General features: G+C 62.7%; 10 protein-coding genes. 7 read left to right on the top strand and 3 right to left on the bottom strand.

The window, feature by feature from the left end; all coding sequences use genetic code 11:
- Positions 1 to 92: 92 nt before the first annotated feature.
- Positions 93 to 740 (bottom strand): AraC family transcriptional regulator, encoded by a 648-nt coding sequence (locus tag AC1DN0_RS09670; protein ID WP_477145678.1) that lies wholly within the window; start codon positions 738 to 740, stop codon positions 93 to 95.
- Between the two features lie 133 nt (positions 741 to 873).
- On the bottom strand, positions 874 to 1,638 hold the full coding sequence (locus AC1DN0_RS09675; RefSeq protein WP_441629746.1) for a Crp/Fnr family transcriptional regulator: 765 nt from the start codon (positions 1,636 to 1,638) through the stop codon (positions 874 to 876).
- A gap of 159 nt (positions 1,639 to 1,797) precedes the next feature.
- Here AC1DN0_RS09675 and AC1DN0_RS09680 point away from each other — a divergent pair, with 159 nt between their 5' ends.
- The gene (locus tag AC1DN0_RS09680; protein WP_441629747.1) at positions 1,798 to 3,435 is read left to right on the top strand and encodes an acyl-CoA synthetase; all 1,638 of its coding nucleotides are present in this window, start codon (positions 1,798 to 1,800) and stop codon (positions 3,433 to 3,435) included.
- Positions 3,436 to 3,552: 117 nt separating this feature from the next.
- On the opposite strand, the gene AC1DN0_RS09685 is transcribed toward AC1DN0_RS09680, so the two are convergent.
- Positions 3,553 to 4,335: a DUF3592 domain-containing protein gene (locus AC1DN0_RS09685; protein WP_441629748.1), complete on the bottom strand. Its 783-nt coding sequence runs from the start codon at positions 4,333 to 4,335 to the stop codon at positions 3,553 to 3,555.
- Between the two features lie 373 nt (positions 4,336 to 4,708).
- Here AC1DN0_RS09685 and AC1DN0_RS09690 point away from each other — a divergent pair, with 373 nt between their 5' ends.
- The 6 genes from AC1DN0_RS09690 (at position 4,709) to AC1DN0_RS09715 (ending at position 15,221) form a co-directional block, all read left to right on the top strand.
- A complete protein-coding gene (locus AC1DN0_RS09690) occupies positions 4,709 to 7,180 on the top strand; it encodes a type VI secretion system Vgr family protein (RefSeq protein WP_477145679.1) in 2,472 nt (823 codons plus the stop codon).
- Between the two features lie 65 nt (positions 7,181 to 7,245).
- Complete coding sequence (locus AC1DN0_RS09695) at positions 7,246 to 8,802, top strand: esterase/lipase family protein (protein WP_477145680.1); 1,557 nt, start codon at positions 7,246 to 7,248, stop codon at positions 8,800 to 8,802.
- The gene (locus AC1DN0_RS09700; protein ID WP_441629751.1) at positions 8,799 to 9,863 is read left to right on the top strand and encodes a T6SS immunity protein Tli4 family protein; all 1,065 of its coding nucleotides are present in this window, start codon (positions 8,799 to 8,801) and stop codon (positions 9,861 to 9,863) included. Before AC1DN0_RS09695 ends, AC1DN0_RS09700 begins: the two co-directional genes overlap by 4 nt.
- A gap of 85 nt (positions 9,864 to 9,948) precedes the next feature.
- The gene (locus tag AC1DN0_RS09705; protein ID WP_441629752.1) at positions 9,949 to 11,214 is read left to right on the top strand and encodes a hypothetical protein; all 1,266 of its coding nucleotides are present in this window, start codon (positions 9,949 to 9,951) and stop codon (positions 11,212 to 11,214) included.
- Between the two features lie 106 nt (positions 11,215 to 11,320).
- Positions 11,321 to 11,608: a PAAR domain-containing protein gene (locus AC1DN0_RS09710; RefSeq protein ID WP_441629787.1), complete on the top strand. Its 288-nt coding sequence runs from the start codon at positions 11,321 to 11,323 to the stop codon at positions 11,606 to 11,608.
- A gap of 79 nt (positions 11,609 to 11,687) precedes the next feature.
- Entirely contained in the window at positions 11,688 to 15,221 is a 3,534-nt protein-coding gene (locus AC1DN0_RS09715; protein WP_441629753.1) for an ImcF-related family protein, read from the top strand.
- Positions 15,222 to 15,294 lie beyond the last annotated feature (73 nt).

Raw genomic sequence — 15,294 nt, forward strand, 5'->3', positions numbered from 1 at the left:
GGACCGCAGGCAGGCCAGTGCTTTTTACAAACGCCGCAGGTTTTTTACAAGCGCCGTGAAGGCCGCAATGCAGTGAAGCCGGACGCGGTGCTTCAGGCCGCCAGCGTGAATGCCGGACGCAGTCCGGCGGGGGCAGCCTGGCTGTTTCTGTCCGCCAGCAAGCTCAGGGCAGAGGGGCCTAGCGTGTTGGCGCAGGCGGCCCTTAACGCAGCGACGCCCGCCAGTCCCACTTGCCTGGCCAGCCACTCGGGGGGTGCGTCCTTGTCCATCGCAAGCAGGTGGATCGTATGCGCTACCCGCTGCTCGCGCAGCAGGGTGCGCAGCGATTCGCCTTCCGCGAACAGGCGTGCGCGTACCAGGCGCGGCGTGGCCTGCCAGCGCTCGGCCACCAGTGCCGCATTCCAGGCCAGCCGGGGGTGTTCGAACATCTCGCCGGCGAGGGCGCGCGACCAGTATTTCTGGCTGGGGTATGTGCCGCCCGGCGTGGCGGCCAGCGTCATGCGCGGACAGGCGTCGTCCGGCACCGCGCGCAGCGTGATCACCGCGCTGCGCCCGGGCGCCGGCAGCAAATCGCAATCGAAATATGAAAAGGCAGGGACCACGAACGGATTCCCCGGCCACACCTCGCGCYGCGCGTTGGCGTCGCGCAGGCGCGCGCTGCCTCGCAGGGCGTCGACGCGCACCGCGAAGGGAAAGCGCAAGCGGGACAGGCGCAGATCGGTTCTGCTGACGAGGGCCATGCGAAGTTCAGGAGGGTCCGGCTGGCAGGCGACGCGCGGGGCGCGAAGCCGAACTCGCATTGTACGGGTTCGCAAGGCCAGTGGCTTCCGGGATGGCGAAGGAAGGTTTCATCGGCCGCGTTGGCTACATTGGCTACAGTTCGGACAAGCCAAAGTGACGCAGGCGCTCAAGATCCGTCACCCGGATGCTCTGGTACGACAGGTCCACCATGCCCTCCGACGCCAGCCGCCGCAGCGCCTGGTTGACCCGCTGGCGGGAAAGTCCGGTCAGCAGGCCAATCTCCTCCTGGGATAGCTCCAGCACCTCGCTGGTACGCGGATACAGCGCGGGATGGAACAACTGGGCCACCGCTTGCGCCACGCGCGCATCGACGCTCAGCAGGCGCTCGTTTTGCACGGTGGCGATGAACTGGCCCATGCGTTCATTGAGCTGGCGCACCACGAAGCTGGCAAAAGGCAGGCTCTCGGCCAGCAAGGTGTGGAATACGGTGTCCGGCACCAGCGCCACGCGCGAGTCGCGGATGGCGATCACATCGTATCTCCGTGCTTCGCGCTTGATCACGCTGCCTTCTTCGCACCAGCCGCCCGCCGGCACGCCCGAGAAGGTGCAGCCGCGCCCGTCCGGCGTGTAGACCGCGAGCTTGATCAGGCCACGCTCCACCCCGATCCAGTAGCGCGAAGGCTCGCCGCGATGCGCCACGAAGGCGCCCGCGGCAAAGTCCTGCACGACCAGTTGCCGCGCCGCCAGTGCCTGATGGCCGGGCGCGAGCGCGGCGAACCATTCATGTTCCGAGAGCAGGGCGGCATGCCCGGTGCACGGCGAGGATGCTGGCGGCTGTGTGGCGGCTGCAGAGGGGGGCGTGAGCGCTTGGGGTGTGGCTGATGGCGGGCTGGACATGATTTCGGCTTGGCCCGGCGCGGGCATTGTCATCCGGACGACAGAGCTTCGTCGTGTGCGATGATAGCCTTGCACAGCGAAAAGTAACAGCGACCGGCCGCGCTTGGTTCATCCTGTGGAAAGGAACCGGCCCTGCCGGCGCATGCGGAGACTACAGCAATGCCAAGCGATTTCGATACCGGCCTGGGCAAGAACCCGGCCAACCACGTTCCCCTGACACCGATCGACTACCTGGCGCGCGCCGCCGAGGTCTATGGCGATCGCCTGGCCATCGTGCACGGCCCGGTGCGCCAGAACTGGCGCGAGACCTATGCACGCGCGCGGCGCCTGGCCAGCGCGCTGGCGAACCTGGGCGTGGGCAAGGGCGATACCGTAGCAGCCCTGCTGCCCAACACGCCCGCCATGGTGGAGGCGCATTTCGGGGTGCCGATGGCCGGGGCGGTGCTCAATGCGCTGAATATCCGGCTGGATGCTGCCAACCTGATTTTCATGTTGCGCCATGGCGAGGCCAGGGTGCTGCTGGCCGACACCGAGTTTGCCGACCTGGCGCGGCAGATCGCCAACGAGATCCCGGGGCTGAAGGTAGTCGCCGTGGTGGACGCACTGGGCCCGCAGGACGCGCAGCCCTTCGGCGAGACCGACTACGAAAGCCTGCTGGCCTCCGGCGATCCCGCATTCGCCTGGCAAATGCCCGCCGACGAGTGGGATGCGATCGCACTCAACTACACCTCGGGCACCACCGGGGACCCCAAGGGCGTGGTCTACCACCATCGTGGCGCGGCCATCAACGCCATCTCCAACATCCTTGAGTGGGACCTGCCCAAGCACGCGGTGTACCTCTGGACGCTGCCGATGTTCCACTGCAACGGCTGGTGCTTCCCGTGGACCATCGCGGCGCGCGCCGGGGTCAATGTGTGCCTGCGCAAGTTCGAGCCCAAGCTGGTATTCGACCTGATGCGCGACGAAGGCGTGACTCACTACTGCGCCGCGCCCATCGTGCATACCGCGCTGGTCAACGCGCCGCCGGCCTGGCGCGAAGGGCTGCGCGGCCCGGTGCGCGGCATGGTGGCGGGTGCGCCGCCGCCGGCCGCGGTGCTGGCGCAGATGGAGGAAATGGGCTTCGAGCTGACCCATGTCTATGGCCTGACCGAGACCTACGGCCCGGCCGCGGTGTGCGCCGAGCAGGACGATTGGGCCGGGCTGTCGCAAGAGGACCGCGCCACCAAGAAGGCAAGGCAGGGCGTGCGCTACCACCTGCAGACGGAGGTGGCCGTGCTGGACCCGGACACCATGCAACCGGTGGCCTCGGACGGCGAGGAAATCGGCGAGATCATGTTCCGCGGCAACATCTGCATGAAGGGCTACCTCAAGAACGAGAAGGCCACGCGCGAGGCATTTGCCGGCGGCTGGTTCCATACCGGCGACCTGGGCGTGTGCACGCCAGACGGCTACGTCAAGATCAAGGACCGCAGCAAGGACATCATCATCTCCGGTGGCGAGAATATCTCCAGCGTGGAAGTGGAAGACGCGATCTATCGCCATCCCGCCGTGCTGGCCGTGGCGGTGGTGGCCCAGCCGGATGTGAAATGGGGCGAGACGCCCTGCGCGTTCGTGGAGCTGAAGGATGGCGCCAGCGCAACGGCCGAGGAACTGATCGCCCATTGCCGCACCCTGCTGGCGGGCTTCAAGGTGCCCAAGGCGGTGTACTTCGGGCCGTTGCCTAAGACATCGACGGGCAAGATCCAGAAGTTCGAGTTGCGCAAGAAGGTGAAGTCGGATACGGCGATCGATGTTTAGGGGCGCAACGTGCCTCGACAGAAGCCGACGGCATGTCAAAGCAGTCGGCAATGACGATGGCTGTCAGTTCCTTTCCCCGCCGGGGGAGAGGGGTGGTTCAGCTACCTGGCTTGCGTGTCAGGTTGCCAGTTGCGGCAGGAACGAAATGTCGACGTGATAGTGCTTCGGATTATTCCGATCTAAAAGGACGGTGATGTGCTCACCCGTCACATAGTCGGTCGGATCGAACCAGATGTTGCCGCTGTAGAAGATGTGGATTCGCGATGTCGCCGGGTCCAGCCATTGTGCCGTGATCCGGTAGGGCGTGCGTCCATTGACTTGCATGCTTTCGTTCTCTTCGATGCCCTGGATGCGTGCTTGGACCGGTACGCCCCGGCTGCGCAAGTAGGCTTCTCGACGCGATGAGCGCCGTGCCAGCACGACCATCGTGGCGCCAATGGCGAAGAACACGAGGCCGATGCCACCGACTATCGTTGCCGCCCCCCAAAGGGGGAAGAATTCGTCGGGCGTCGCTTCATTCGGCTTTGCCGGCGAATACAGTACCGGGATCGTATCGCCGACTGTGTAGCCAGGTGGGTTGCTGCCACTCGAGGAACGGAATTCGACGGTCCCGCTTGGCGTCTGGAAACGAATGATTGGTCTGTAGGTCGTCGAACCGCGGTCGTGCAGTGCATCGAGGGCAACGACGGTGCCGTCCGCACGCACCGCGTTCGACAGGAATGAACGCGTGTGCTGACCGATGGCGACTGCACCAAGCAGCAACGCGATACCTATGACGGCGAAGGTGTACTTGATGATACTCAGGTTTTTCATTGGGTTCATTTTATGGGTGCGCCTCACTTGTCCGATAAGACTGGGTGGCCTCATCAGGCGCAGGTCTTCTGATTCATCGGTTGGCATCCTATTTTCCGATCGCTGCAAATATCCCGTCGCCGTAGCACAAACGCGCCGAATGTGAATATGTCCATTGTCGCCCGCATTCCTTTCTAGTCGGCCTCGGCTGAGTACTGGAAGGCCCTGCCCGCGATTGCTTGGCGCTGCGCGGAATCACACAACTGATTTCAAGAATTTTCCAATTTTTTCGTTAGCGATCAGTAAGGTAGTTCGCCGAAATTAATAGCATGGAGGTCCATGTGATGGATATAGGACCAGTACGAATTCATGTTAAATAAATGTTAAATTTCAAAAACGGAATATAAGGTATTTATGGCATATAAAAAGACGTTTAAAGTCCTGCGTCAGCATCGATCACGCCGACAACGGAGCGGAAACCATGACGGATCCGGATGAACAACGGAGGACATACGGCAGTGCGCCGTTCAAGGGATTGACCGGGTGCCAGGCTTACTTCCTCGAGGTGCCCGGCACGGCCAGCGCCGCCGAGCTGTCGGTGGTGTCATTCGAAGCGGTGGAGCGCATGGGCGAGCCCTATACCGTCACCATCCAGCTGACGCACCCCTTGCCGCTTGAGCGGGCCGACTATCTCGGCAAGGACGCGACGTTCCTGATCGATCCCGGAGACGGGACGGAGCCGCGCAAGTTTGCAGGCTGCATCATGCGCTTCAGCCAGACCAAGCAGACTCATGACTTCAGCAGCTACGAGATCGTGGTCGAGCCGCTCGTCGCACGGCTGAAACTCACCCGCGCGAGCCGCGTCTATCAACACCAGACCGCCCCGCAGATCATTGAGGCAATCCTGCGGCGACATGACCTGAAAGGTCATCAGTTTTCCTTCAAGACGCGCCGCAAGTATCCGCAGCACAAGTTCCGCCTCCAGTACCAGATGTCCGACTGGGCCTACATCCGCCTGTTGATGGAGCAGGAAGGGCTCTACAGCTRCTTCGCCCTGGGAAAGTTCGGCGAGATGGTGGTATTTGGCGACGACATCGACCACTACATTTATCTGCCGGAGTTGCGGGTGCCTTTCCGCGAAACCGCGGGGCTGGAGTCTGGCGCCGAGGCTGTGACCGATCTCAAGACCCGCGCGCAGACGGTGCCGGAATCGGTCCGCGTCGCGGACTACAACCCCGAGCAGTCCTGGGAGCGTATCCATGCCGAGGCGAACATCGCCCGCAAGGGCAAGACGACCTATGGCGAGTCCTATGTCTTTGGGAGCCATCACCTGGACAAGGACGGCGCCAAATGGGAGGCCCAGTTGCGCCACGAGGCAGCAATCGCCTGGCAGGTGGTCTACGAGGGCGCGAGCAATGTGCGGGCTCTACACTCGGGGCGCATCCTGCGCATGGACGAGGTCCTGCCGGATGCGCCCAACGGGCAGGTGATCATCGAGGTCAGGCACAGCGGCGCGCGCGACCAGGCCTACCGTAACACCTACAAGGCGATCCCGTCCGACCGGCATTTCCGGCTGCCGCTGCATGAAGAAAAATGGGCGCGGATCCACGGCACGCTGAGCGCGCGCATCACCTCGCCGGGCCAGTACAAGTACGCCTACCTGACGCAGGTGGGCCACTACACGGTCCGCTTCGACCTGGATTTCGATGAATGGCCAAAAGGCGGCGAGAGCGTACCGCTGCGTTCGGCCAAGCCATTTGCCGGGGCTCACCGGACGGGCTTTCACTTCCCGGCGCTGGATGGGACCGAGGCGGCGATTGCGTTCCACGACGGCAATCCGAACAAGCCGTATATCGCGCATTTCCATCACAACAGCCAGCATGTCGACCTGATCACCAACCAGGACCGCTTGCAGTCGCGCAATGTCATCCATACGCAGAGCGGCAACAAGGTCGAACTGGAAGACTGGGAGGACGAGGAACACGTACAGCTTTCCACCGAGCATTCGGGCAAGAGCCAGTTGACCCTGGGGCATATGGTCAACGGCGAACGCAAGAAGCGCGGCGAAGGGTTCGAGCTGCGTACTTCTGGCTGGGGCGCGATTCGCGGCGGCAAGGGGCTGTTCGTTTCGGCGGATGACCAGCCGAACGCCGGCGGTCAGCAACTCGATATGGAGGCAGCGCAGAGCCTGCTGCAGCAAGCCCTTCAGCAGAGCGAAGCATTGGCTTCGGCCGCCAACGCGGCACAAGCGGTGGCCGCGGACTACAACCGGCAGAAAGCCTTGCTCAACGATACGCTGACGGCGCTGAAGAAGGCCGGGATACTTGTCAGCGCACCGGCGGGCTTGGCGCTGGCCTCGGGTGCCGACTTGCAACTGACGGCCGCTCAAAACCTGATCGCCACCGCTGGCGGTCATGCCGACATCAGCGTACTCAAGCGCTTTACGGTTGCGGCGGGCGAACTGGTGTCCGTGTTCGCGCAGAAACTCGGCATCAAGCTGTTTGCTGCTAAGGGCAAGGTCGAGATTCAGGCGCAGAGCGATGAGATGCGCCTGCTGTCGGACAAGAACATGACGATCAGCAGTGCAAACGGGTGCGTCGTGATCGAGGCCAGGGAGGAGCTGCTGCTCAAGTGCGGTGGCTCCTATCTTCGCCTGTCGTCGACGGGCATTGAGGACGGCACGCGCGGTGACCGGACCATCAAGGCGGCCGCGTACAGCCGTCAGGGGCCGGCTTCGCTCGCCGAATCGATGAATACGTGGAAGCACGCCAATTTTGATGAGCAATACATGCTCAGATGGCCCTTCGATGGTCARCCCGTCAGCAATCGCACGTTCTCCATCATTCGCGAAGACGGCAGTGTGATCCGTGGCACCACCGATGCCGAAGGAAAGACGGGGCTGCAGAAGAGTCTTTTCGTGGATGGACTGCGCCTGCGCATCGATCCGGAATGAGTCGCGTTGGCGCGCAGTGCACCTCACAACCACAATCACGCAGAAGCAAACCGGAGCAACTTCGTATGGCCACCGTTGAACGCGTTATCCCACCCTCCATAGCCGATGATGGCTCGGTGCACTACTCGTCCGTCATGTCGCCGTCCGACGACAGCATTGCCGTATGTCACATGGTGCCCGACAGGATCATACCCGTGATCTTTGTGCCAGGTGTGATGGGCACGAACTTGATGGGTGATGACGGAAAACACGTGTGGCTCGTAAACGGGAAGGGGAGTGTCTCGAAGGCGTGGGCGAACAGAGGTCCGGATACACGAAAGCGGATCCTTGATCCCAAAAAAACCCAGGTCTATGCCGATGGAGCCATCCCGCAAGGCACGCGCCAGAACGATGCCGAACTGAAGCGCCGCGGGTGGGGTGAGGTCGGCTTCATGAGCTATGGCACGTTTCTACCCTGGCTCGAGAATGCGCTCAACGACGCCGATCAGTGCAAGACGGGCGAGCGCGCGCGCCTGATGAAGACCCTTGTGGCCAATGCACCTGGCGTCGAGTTGCTAACCCACAATGAGGTGGCACTCTCCTATAAATACCAGCTCCCCTTGCATGCCGTAGGTTACAACTGGCTCCAATCGAATGCAGAGTCTGCAAAGCGATTGGACGGGAAGATCCAGGAGTTCATGGCGTACTACCGGAGCAAGGGCTATATGTGCGACTACGTGATCATCGTGACGCATTCGATGGGCGGCCTGGTATCTCGCTACTACTCCGAACTGATGGGTGGCAACAAGAACGTGCTGGGGATCGTGCACGGCGTAATGCCCGCCACGGGTTCGGCTACAGCCTATAAACGGGTGAAGGCCGGCACGGAGATGCCGGAAGGGATCGTCTTGGGCGCCAACGCCGCGGAGATGACTGCTGTGTTCGCGCAATCACCCGGGCCCCTGCAGTTGTTGCCCAGCCCGGAGTACGGGATGGGTTGGCTCAAGCTCAAGGACGGAAAGAGTACTGTCGGCTTGCCCAAGGCAGACCCGTACAAGGAGATCTATACCGTCCGCGGCAAGTGGTGGGGCCTTTGCGATGACAAGCTGATCAATCCGCTGGATCCGAAGAAGGCGACGATTGATCGGGACTGGATCGGATTTGTGGATCTTATTGAGCGTCAAGTCAAAGTATTCCAAGCGGAGATCAGTGGGAAGYACCACGCAACCACTTACGCATTCTATGGAGACGATTCAGGTCATAAGACATGGGGCGACGTGGTCTGGGAGCGGAGAATCTCCAGTGCTCTCCGGCTGTTCGATGCGTATCCCAAAGTTGACGATCTCGCGGCCGGACAGGTCTTGCACGATCCGGGGAAGGGCGAACAGACAGTGCACCAGCACACTGGCGGCAGACCGTTGGCGACAAGCTTCATTTTGAAGGGGGCCGGCGAGAACGGAGATGGCACGGTACCAATCCGATCCGGCGCCGCCCCAGGCCGAAGAGTCAAGGCTTGTGTGCCATATCCGGGCGTCGATCACGAAGGTGCATACAAGAACAGGTCCCAACAGCTTTTTGCCCTTTGGGCGATCACCAAGATTGCCTGTGGCGTTGCGAAGACCTCGATGGCCTACAAGTCATGAAGAAAGCAACCGTGGTGGCCATCGCATGTTTCGCGCTATGTCTGACAGCCTGCAATCCGCCCAAGCCATTGACGCAAGAGGAGAGAAAAACCATGAACGAACTAACAGCCAATCTCGGTCCGCGCTGCGTGGGACGCTACCTGATTGACATGCCGGCTGATGTGTTTGTGTTTGGAAACCTCACGGTGGACCAGATTCCTCTTGAGGCGATGGCAATGCCGGAGGATCAGTTTCAGCGGGAGGTCACCTCACGCGAAGCGGAGTTGAAAGGTACCAGGAGTGCCGATGCTTACCCGTTCCTGTATGCAAGCGGTGAGGTGTCGGGTGCAGCTACAAGATATTTCATTCATCGGGGCGATGTTCTTGCTCATCCAGCCAGCCGGGTCATCGAAGCTTACAAGTGGGACCGGGGCTTTCAGATCAAGATGAGAACGGAGGGGTGGGATTACACCAACCCGGATCAAACCAACGACTCGCTTGTCGAGCTAATCACTCCCAAGAACATCGTTCCGGAACTGCGCGCCCGCGTATTCGACCTGCTGAAACGTGTGCGTGGCCGTCCGGAAAGTGAGATTCCGTCCGAGCCCGGGGTGTGCTTTTTTGGTGGGTTCCTGCCGGGCAAGGCCGGTGCCACGGAAAACCTTTGGACCCAATTCGTGCTGCATGACAAGATCGACGTTAGTGTCGGTCTGGAGACGAATTCCGATATTCGAGAGCAAACCACGCTGCTGCAACGTGGCGACAGCATCAACGCGGCGCTCAAGGAAAGAGAGGGCCGCACGATTCGAATGGGGCCGGTGGACTTGCCTGGCTTGCCGGCAGAGGAATGGCTGATGGCGGGGATAACCACGCGAGGTGTGCCTGGACACCATCTGGCGCTGGAGGCGAATTCCAGGATCGGCAGTGCGCAAGCGCCCTTGGTCATCTTGGAAATGGATACTGGATCTGAGAATAGAGTGCTACGCGATCCTATCGAAAAGGCATCGCTGACCGAGGGCGAGGCCGTTGCGCTATGGGACGTGGTCTCACGAACCTTGCGCCCGCGTCCGAACGGATTCTGACATCCCTCAAAGCCAGTAACGTAACAGGAGAACAGAACAGTGAACGAACTGAAATCCAATCTCGGTCCGCGCTGCGCGGGATGCCATGGCTGTTGATTTCTCGCTTTTGCCGAAGGAAGAACCGGAGCCCGGCAATTCTCCATCGCGGCCAGTCTGGGCGATCGTGTTTCTCGTCATGGTGCTGGCGTGCGCATTCGTGATCCTCCTGTCATGGCCGAAGCATCTGCCCACGCACACGTGGAGATTCTGGGCAACCCTGATCCTGTTCCCGGTGGGGATACCTGCGTCGATATTGCTGTTCCGGTATAGCTATCATGAGGGTCACAGACTTGACGTTCTGATGCGCAACGAAGTGATCCGCAGGTACAACGAGTGCGTCTTCGCCTTGGCTGCGCGTCCCTTGGCCTTGCTCGGCGCGGCCCATCGTTTTTCGTCGGACCAGAGCGAGAACGCAACTGGCGCCATAAGGGCAGGTACTGTCAGGCTGGAGACGCAAAAGCCGATCGCGAGAGACGGCGCTCCTACAAAGGCTCGCTGGCTGGTGGTGCCTGGCGTACCGCTTGATCCTGGTGGAAAGGAGGCAGATGATCGCCGTCATTGCAAGGTGACGCGATGGTTGTATTCGGAACTGCTTGACGATCTTGCCAACCGCATCCAGTCCTTGCCTTCGCGGGTCGATCTTAGTGTTTGTCTATGGGTGTCGGGAGGATTGCTTCGCAAGGATTATGTGGCGCTCTGGCAAGAATGCTGGCGAAAACGTCAACTTCGAGATATGCGCCTCGCCGAGGAGACTGAGCCTGCCGGCCTCGATGTTCTCGACAGTTGGCTTGATCAGGCTGCTGGTGGCGAAGGGCGCGAGGCGAGATTGATTGTCGCCATTCAACTGTATCCGGTGCTGAGCAAGACGCCGCCCGTCGGCGCGACGGAAGCGGGAGCCGCTCTTCTTCTCATGCCAGGCGAACAGGCTGGCCGGCTCCATGTGGTGTCTGAGGCAACCCTGCATCGCCCGGTACGCGGTCCGTTCGACCAGTCCGACGGCGCTTTGTCGCATGCCGTGAAATGGGGCGATGTCACTGCCGCGGACATTCCCGGTGGTTGGCAGACAGGCCTCGATGCAACGCAGGCGGGGGTGTTGCGCGAGGCTGCCATGCGTCTTGGGCTGACCGTCCGGCCTACAGACCTCGACCAGACCGTCGGGCATGCTGGCGCTGCGGCACCCTGGCTCGCGATAGCCTGCGCTGCGGGTTCGCTATCCGGTGACGTCCAAAGTCAGATCGTCTTTGCTGGCCAGCCTGACGGTGTGGATTCTGCGGTCGTGCGTTCGGTATCGCGCGAGACTGAGCCAGTCTGACCGCACAGTATTCGTCTGATTTTGCGACGGAGTCGCCAAGGCACGAACTGGAGAGGGTTCCTGTATCGATACAGGCCGAGAGATGGCAAACAAGGAGCTGATTTTGATAAGACGTTACGACATCACGAGGGGTGATTCGACAACCTCTGGTGGAACCGTTGAAGGTGGGGATGGGGACGACAAGGTGGGAGATCGCGAGCAGGCTTATGAGGGCGATCCGGTGTGGTGTCCAGCCTGCAAAACGATGGGACGGATCGTTTGTGTCGGGCCACGCCTGTCGATGACGGGGCCTGACGGGCGACAAGCCGCATTGAGCGATGACCTCTGTGTCTGCCGGTGTGATCCAAGCCCTCGACTGATACCGTCGCAGCACGCGTCTTACATGGATGTCTGAGAACGCCGTGCGACTGGCGTGAGGGCATCAAGTATCCCGATTGAGTTCAGAGCATGGGCATGAACGTATCTCCCGAACAATGAAGAAGCTGCAGATCGACCTCACCTTGATACTCGTTCTCGCACTGGTATTCGCCGGTGCCATCTGGATGTGGGGCGAGTACGCTGATATCAAGACGCCAGAAGCGCGGAGCTTCTGGCTATCAGTGGTCGCTGTTGGCGCCATTGTGCTGGCGATTGTCGCGTCGTTGGATCGTCTGGGCCGCTGGTGGGATGCCCTGCATACATTGAGCAAGTGGTTAAGTCTTCGGAAATCGGAGATGGCTGGCACGACGCAAGCGAGCATTCTCGCCATCAGTGACCGGAAGGGATCTGAGCCAAGACTGCTGGGGCCATTTCGCCAGGAGTTGCAGCAGCGACACGGTTTTCGTTGGCGCTATCGCCAGCCCTGGCTGTTGATCACCGGCGACGATGCTGCCATTGCCCGACTGTTGCCCGACCTGGCGGAACAGGGTTGGCTGATCACCCCCGACGCGGTGCTGCTATGGAGCAAGAGCGGGCAGAATGGCCAGCCGGACGCCGACTGGCTCAAGCAACTCTACAAACTACGCCGCCGCCGTCCGGTGGACGCCGTGGTCCTGACCACCGACGGCACGGCAGACCTGCCGGCACAGCGTCGTGTCACCCATCCCTACGGTATTGGCCTGGCGCGCATCGCCGAGGTGCTGCGCTGGTCCGCCCCGGTCTACCTGCTCGATGTGGCCCTGACGGACGCGCTCGCCAATGGCAATACGCCGGTCATCGGTTGCGAACTGCCGCGTCTTGCGGATGAGGCAGCCATCGAGAAGGCGCTGCTTGTGGTGCGGGACCGCCTGTTGCAGCGCAGCGTCGCGCAACTGATGCAAAACGAGCGCGACCGCTACATGGGCGAGCTTTCCCAGTGCCTCGACACGCGCGGCAAGGCGCTCGCCGAATGGATTGCCGGCCTGAACGGCGGGCGGCGCCGGCGCATCCCGGTCGGCGGCATTGTCTTCGCGCCGTATCCACGGCCTGCCGCCACCGATGCGAGCGCGCCGACCAGCGCCGACCTGCCGCTCTGGCAGTACCTGGGCGATGCGGCCCGCCGTCAACCCGGACGGCGGACCGGCTGGCACCCGGTCACGGTGTTTTCAATCCTGAGCCTGACGGCTATCGGCCTGTGGGGTGCCGGCATGCTGGTGTCCGGCGTGCTGAACGGGCGGGACCTGCAAGCCGCCCAACAATCCGTGAACGACATCCGGTCGGCCCCCAACCCGGCCGCCCGCCTGCGCGCGCTCCTCGCCTTACAGCAGCAAATCGAACGCTACGAGTACCGCACCCAGCATCACGTACCCCTGACCCGCTTTGGCCTGAATCGCGATCCGGCGGTCCTAGCCGCGCTGTGGAAGCCATACACGCAGGCCAGCCGCGAGTTGCTCGTCGCGCCCGTGCAGCGGGATCTGGAGGCGTCCCTGGTGGATCTCGTGCAACTGCCGACCACGGTGCTGGATGAGGTAACCAATCGGGTGGCGCTGGGTGGCCACCAGGCGCTCAAGTCCTACCTGATGCTGGCCAACCCCGAGCGCGCCGAGCCGGCATTCCTGACCCCGCAACTGGTGCAGCATTGGTCCACCGATGCCCGAATTACCCCGGGCGAGCAGTTGGATCTCTCGGAGCGGCTGCTCAAGTTCCATGCGCAGCACCTGCAGGCCAACCCGGCCTGGCGCATCGAGCCGCGGCCAGAACTGGTCGCCGGCGCACGCCAGACGCTGCTGGCCGTGATCGGGGAGCGCAACGCCGAGGCCACTGTCTACCAGGGCATGATCCAAGCCTTTGGTGAGAACGGTGGCAGCAAGTATCCGGACCAGACCCTGGCGTCCCTGACCGCCGGCACCGATACCCGGGGGCTGGTGCGGACCGCCGCCATCGTTCCCGGCGTCTTTACCCGGCAGGCCTATGAGGACTACGTGGTTCCCGCAATCGAGCAGGCCGCCAAGCGTACGGAAATCGCCAATGACTGGGTGCTGACCGACGGCAAGCCGCAGCAGCAGACGGCGAGCCGCTCGGCCGAAGCATTACAGGCGGCGTTGACCGAGCAGTACTTTGCCGACTACGCGGAGCGCTGGCAGGGCTTCATGAACAGCCTGCAATGGGAACCGGCGCCGACCCTGCCGGCTGCGATCGATCAACTCAAGCTGATGGCCGACGCGCGCCAGTCACCGGTGATCGCGCTGATGAAGTCGCTCGAATACCAGGGTGGCGCCGGCGCGCGCAAGGACACGCTGTCCGATACGCTGGTGGCCAAGGCGCAGGACCTGCTGGGCAAGAAGGGGGCCGCACCCGAGGTGGCGAAGCCGGACGCGGCGGGACCGCTCGGAGCGGCCTTTGGCCCGGTGCTGCGGCTGGTGGCACAGGGCCAAGCCGCCGGCGCCAATGCTGGCACCAACGCGGGCACCAGCGGTGAGCTGAGCCTGCAACGGTTCCTCGACCGCGCAACGGCGCTGCGTCTGCGCCTGCAGCAGGTCAGCAACAGCGCCGATGCCGACGCGCAGGCCCGGCAAATGGCGCAGGCGCTGTTCCAGGGCAAGGGCTCGGAACTCGCCGACACCCAGGCCTATGCCCAACTGATGGCGGCCAGCCTCGGCAGCCAGTGGGCGGGCATGGGCGAGACGCTGTTCGTGCGGCCCATCTCGCAGGCGACGCAGACGGTGCTGCAACCGGCGCAGGCCAGCCTTAACGAGGCCTGGCGGCACAGCATCGCGATGACGTGGGGCCGCTCGTTCGCCGGACGCTATCCGTTTGCCGACAGCGCCAACGATGCGTCGCTGCCCGAACTGGCGCGCTTCCTGCGCCCGCAAAGCGGACTGATCGGCGCGTTCCTCGGCACGCAACTGGCGGGCGTGCTCGAGTTGCAGGGCGATCAGTGGCTGCCGGCAGCCACCGGCGGGCAGGCACAGTCCTTCGATCCCGCCTTCCTCAACGCGATCAACACCTTGCAGCGCATTGCGGCGCACCTGCTGGCGCAGGGCGAGCCCCGGTACCGCTTCGAGTTCAAGCCGATCCCAACCCCGGGCTTGACCGACACCGTGCTGACGCTGGATGGGCAAAAGCTGCACTACTACAACCAGCGCGAGACCTGGCAGGCGATGACCTGGCCGGGCAACAACCTGCAGGACCCGGGTACCCGGCTGCAGTGGCAGACCGAGACGGCGGGCACCAACAAGAACTACGAGTTCGGCGGCCGCTGGGGACTGGTGCGGATGCTGGAGCAGGCGCACATCGAGCCGGTCGATAGCGCGAACTACCAGTTGACGTGGCAGGCGAGGCCAGATGCGCCAGAAGAGCCAGGCGCCAAGAACCAGGCCGACGGGCATGGCCAGACCCTCGCCGAAGATCCCGACAGTCTGACCGCGCGCAGCGCCAAGGTGCCTGTTATGGCGGACTTGACCTATCCGGTGCGCTACCTGACGCGTACCGAGGTCGGCCAGGGACCACTGGAGATGCTGGCCCTGCGGGGCTTCGTGCTGCCATCGCGCATCTTCGTGGGCCGGGAGCCGCGGGTCGCGGCACGTGGCACTCCGGGCCCACGTCAGTAGGCAAGCGGTCAGGGTCTTTCACGAAGTTGTCGTAGTCTTCCCGGCTAACTTCCATCGTTGCCCCTTGATGTCC

Source organism: Cupriavidus sp. 05N39, from assembly GCF_056397325.1.